Source organism: Macellibacteroides sp., assembly GCF_050251695.1.
GTDB classification, from domain to species: domain Bacteria; phylum Bacteroidota; class Bacteroidia; order Bacteroidales; family Tannerellaceae; genus Macellibacteroides; species Macellibacteroides fermentans.
In genome coordinates this window covers 1-4,189 of sequence record NZ_JBFWMI010000106.1, presented here as the reverse complement: position 1 = coordinate 4,189, position 4,189 = coordinate 1, and the positions used below count along the sequence as shown (strand labels likewise).

Genomic DNA, 4,189 nt, shown 5'->3' with positions numbered 1-4,189 from the left:
GCGTCGTAATTAAATGTTTCATCCTGCCAATCTGTACCTTTTCCTGCTGATGCGATTTGTTCGGGCAGGTATTTAGGCGCATTGCCATCATTTACCGCCACTTCATTCATCAGCGTCATGTACTCGGTTGCATTCAGAACAGATCTTTTCTTCCATGGATTCTGCAATCCATAGGTAAAGTCGTACGTAATATTTGTCTTTCCGGATACACCCGACTTGGTGGTTACCAGAATAACCCCGTTGGCTGCACGTGCACCGTAAATGGCTGCCGATGCAGCATCCTTCAATATTTCCACAGACTGGATATCTGTAGGATTCAGGTAGTTGATACCACCGTCAACCGGCATACCATCCACAATGTAAAGAGGTTCACTGTTGTTTACCGTACCTACACCACGGATACGCACCTTCGAATCGGCTCCCGGCTGACCCGAGCTTTGGGTGATCTGCACACCGGATACCTTTCCTTTCAAGGCATCTTCAATGCGAGAAGGGGTTGTATTATTCAAATCTTCGGCGGTCACACGGCTGATTGCTGCCGTAACCACACTCTTCTTCTGCACACCATAACCAACTACAACCACCTCATCAAGGGTTTCTGTATCTTCCTGAAGGGTGATATTCATAAGTTTGGATCCATCGGCTGCAACCTCTAAAGGTTTATAACCGATATATGTTATGGAAAGCATACTTTTTGCCGGAACGGCAAAGGAGAACTGACCATCCAGGTCAGTGATCGTACCTATAGAGGTACCTTTAACTACTACATTTACTCCTGGAAGCGGTAAATTATCCCCTCCCGACACCACTACTCCTTTAATCTGTATATCTTGGGCGAACACAGAAAAGGCAGTGCACCATAGAAACACAATGACTAATAAATTTCTCATAAATTATTAAATTAAGATTGACTGTTGAAACAGTGCAAACATAAGTTAATAAGAAATGATAAATTTAAAAATGTCCTACACGCGAATACGGCAAAGCACTAAAATTAATACGACAACAATTCGATTCAAAAAGTTAACCGACTGTTATTCAATTGAGTTCAAATACTCAAGTAAATTTATTTCACGTTCAAGACCAATTCGTTTGCGTAATCTGTATCGCATGGCTTCTACTCCTCTTACGGATATATTTAGAAGCGGAGCCATTTCTTTAGATGATAAATCCATCTTAAGGAAGGCACACATCTTACGTTCGCTGAGAGTAAGATCGGGATGTCTTTCGCTCAGTTTGGTCATAAAATTATTATGAACCAGGTCGAATTGCTCCTCGAACCGTTTAAGCAGATCGTCGGACTGCATATTGGAATCGATCCGGCTGTTAACGTTGACAAGCATACGTTTCACCTTTACAAAAGGTTCTCCCCGCATCTCCTCCATCACCTTGAAAAGATCTTCCTTTATGTCGGTCAGAATCTCATTCTTCCTTACAAAGTTTATGGTAAGATTGGCCATCTCCTGACTCTTATGCTTCAACTCGTATTGGAGTTTCTCGTTGTTCAGGCGCATGATCTCGTTTTCCTGAAGGGTGGTCGTCTTAATAAACTGCTCTTCTTTCAGACGCATGGCTTTTTCTTTTTCGGCCAGTTCGAAAAGCTTCTTACGGCGGATTCGCCATTCATCCAAACGGTATACAAAATAGGCAATAACAACCAAAAACATAAAATACACAAAATAGGCCCACATGGAACGATACCACGGAGGTAGAATAACAAAGGAAAAGGAGGTCTGCGATACCGAACCATCCGAATCGATGGACTCAAGTTCGAAGGTATAACTGCCTTCCCTTAAATTACTGAACTCCTTTGATTCGGAGGCCGAAGGCTCAGACCATGAGCCATTAGGGCTCAGTCTGTAGCGGTACATCACACTTTTCTCCCTGTCGAAAGCATGAAGCGTATATTCAAAGCGAAGGGAGTTGTTCCTATATTCAATTTCCGGAACAGCCTCCATTCCCATAAAATTGGCGCTGTAAAGGAGGATATCCTTGGGGAAAGAGGTGTAAACCTTTTTAATAAACAGTTCGTTGTTATCCTCTTTCGGTTTGTTGTACGTCAGATCCAGCAGAGAAAAGCCATATTCATTGGGAATGATCACCGTCGAATCGTTTATCAGCTGAAAGGTTTCATAGTAGCGGATAAAATCCATCTGCTTGTGGTTAATAGGGAACATCATCGATGAAAGCACCCTTCCCTCTTTGTTGAACTTAAGCACCCCGATGCCGTTGCGATCCAACCCGATGACCAAATCGCCGTATTGCTTCAATATCGAATGAGGAAAAGACTGGGGAATAGCAGAACTGAGTTCCATTTTATCTTTTCCGGCATTGTAAGTGTATAGCCCCGAATCGGTTGAGAAATAGAGAGTCTTCCCCAGCTTGCTGATATAAAGATTGCGGGTGGACTTCAATCCATCCCTCAGGGTATAAAACCGGCTCCGGGTCACCTTACAGGCAACCGTATCAATCTCAATACGCAGGGGGCCTTCAGAAGTATTACGGATCCAGGCTACTTCGGGCGACTCAAACTCAAAGTTCTTAAACCAGTCGTTCACCCCCTCCAGTTTTGCTTTAACACGCCACTTATCAGCAACTTTTTCCAATACATACATCCCTTCATATCCTCCTGCCCACAACTTGGCCGGATTACCCGGCGACTTTGTACAGGTCCACATCCCCCTTAACCCGGGAACGGATTCAATGGTTTTACCATCCAGAATGTAGAGGCCCTTGTCATGCATGCAAAATAGTTTTCCGTCTATCTCCTTTAAGTCCCAGACCTGTCCGCTCAACTGAGGGATAAACTCTATCTCGGCCGATAATTCTCCAAAACGGACAGGCCAGGAGGTACGGTAAACGCCGCTATTGGTACCCAGATAGAGAAAACCTTTGTAAATAACGGAGGCATAGCCTGCACCGGACGAATACGGATAGGTATACAACGTGGTGAAAGGGGTATCCAACGAAATATAATCAATGCCATTATCAAGACCCAGCCAAAGATTGTTTCGTTTATCAAAGGCGATAGACAAAACCGTATTGTTCTGCAAACCGTTCCTTTCATTGTAAAATTTTATCTTATGATTCTGCAGGTTCACGAGTACTAGTCCCCGGCGCACCGTACCGATGGCCAGCATATTTCCCGAAACAGCCATGGAAAAGACCTCATTGGATCGGAGAAAAGCCTCTGCACCTGTTACAAGAGGAGTTACCGTCGTCCCTTCCACGTAATAAAGGCCATCCAGCGCTGTAGCCACCAACATACCGGATTGATAAGGGGCTATGCTACGGATATGCTTCCCTATCAGTTTATCACCTCCCGAAAGAGGAAAGAATTTATTTCCCACCAATACAAAAACTCCTTTTGTGGTACCGATATACAGCGTGCTGTTTATAACTGCCGAGCAATCGATCTTTCCAACCGAAGGCACCAGGCTGAACTCGTCGCCGTACTGCTTAACTACTACCCAGTCGGCCACATAATAAAATAGATTCTCAACATGGTACACACCCCAGTAGGCCCCGTTGAACCGCTGGGTAGGAGGAAGTGAATCCGAAAGGTTCACATACTGCAGATTGCCGCTCGCGTTGGGTGTAAAATATCCGAATTCACTATCGCCACCCACATAAATACGGTTCAGCTTTTCGGAAACAAATACAGATCTTACATCCGTTTCGTTGTGGATGGGGAAACGGTTCCATTCGCTCCCATCGTATTGAAGCAGTCCGTTCTTATTACCAAAATAGATCCAGTTTTCGTTGAATGCCTTTATCTGCCATGTTTGAGAACCTTTGCCAAAAAGCTCTTTCTTGTAATTTGTGACAAAATGGTTCCATTCCGCAAGCAGATCGGAAGAGAGTAATAATAGCAAGCTCAGGGTATATATGATTCGGTTCTTATACATGGTTCGATAGTATTGAAATTCATTAACAGCACAAATGTACAAAAACAAACGATACAAATCCGTTAATAAAACAAAACCGGCCGGAGGTGATCCCCCGGCCGGTACATAATCAATCAACTGTCTCAGTTACTTATTTATTCTTATTCCACAACGAAAGAACCTTTCAATGCCGCACGGCTGTCGCCTCCAACCCACAGGTTGAAATCACCGGCCTCAACAACCTTCTTCATATCGATGTTCCAGAAGGCGAGCTCCTCTATCGGCAGACTGAAGCTTACACT

The 4,189-nt window shown here is 44.2% G+C and carries 3 protein-coding genes; all 3 read right to left on the bottom strand.

Annotated elements, in window-relative coordinates; all coding sequences use genetic code 11:
* Nucleotides 1-890: TonB-dependent receptor plug domain-containing protein (locus AB7E53_RS12870; protein ID WP_446776080.1), on the bottom strand; the 890-nt coding region annotated here is incomplete at its 3' end.
* A gap of 144 nt (nucleotides 891-1,034) precedes the next feature.
* Nucleotides 1,035-3,908: a triple tyrosine motif-containing protein gene (locus AB7E53_RS12865; RefSeq protein ID WP_446776078.1), complete on the bottom strand. Its 2,874-nt coding sequence runs from the start codon at nucleotides 3,906-3,908 to the stop codon at nucleotides 1,035-1,037.
* 140 nt (nucleotides 3,909-4,048) lie between these two features.
* Nucleotides 4,049-4,174, bottom strand: coding sequence for a hypothetical protein (locus tag AB7E53_RS12860; protein ID WP_446776091.1), 126 nt, complete (start codon nucleotides 4,172-4,174; stop codon nucleotides 4,049-4,051).
* Nucleotides 4,175-4,189: the final 15 nt, after the last annotated feature.

Bases quoted from the DNA above. Each gene is read 5' to 3' on its own strand.
- AB7E53_RS12865 (WP_446776078.1), bottom strand. From the start codon at position 3,908: ATGTATAAGAACCGAATCATATATACCCTGAGCTTGCTATTATTACTC.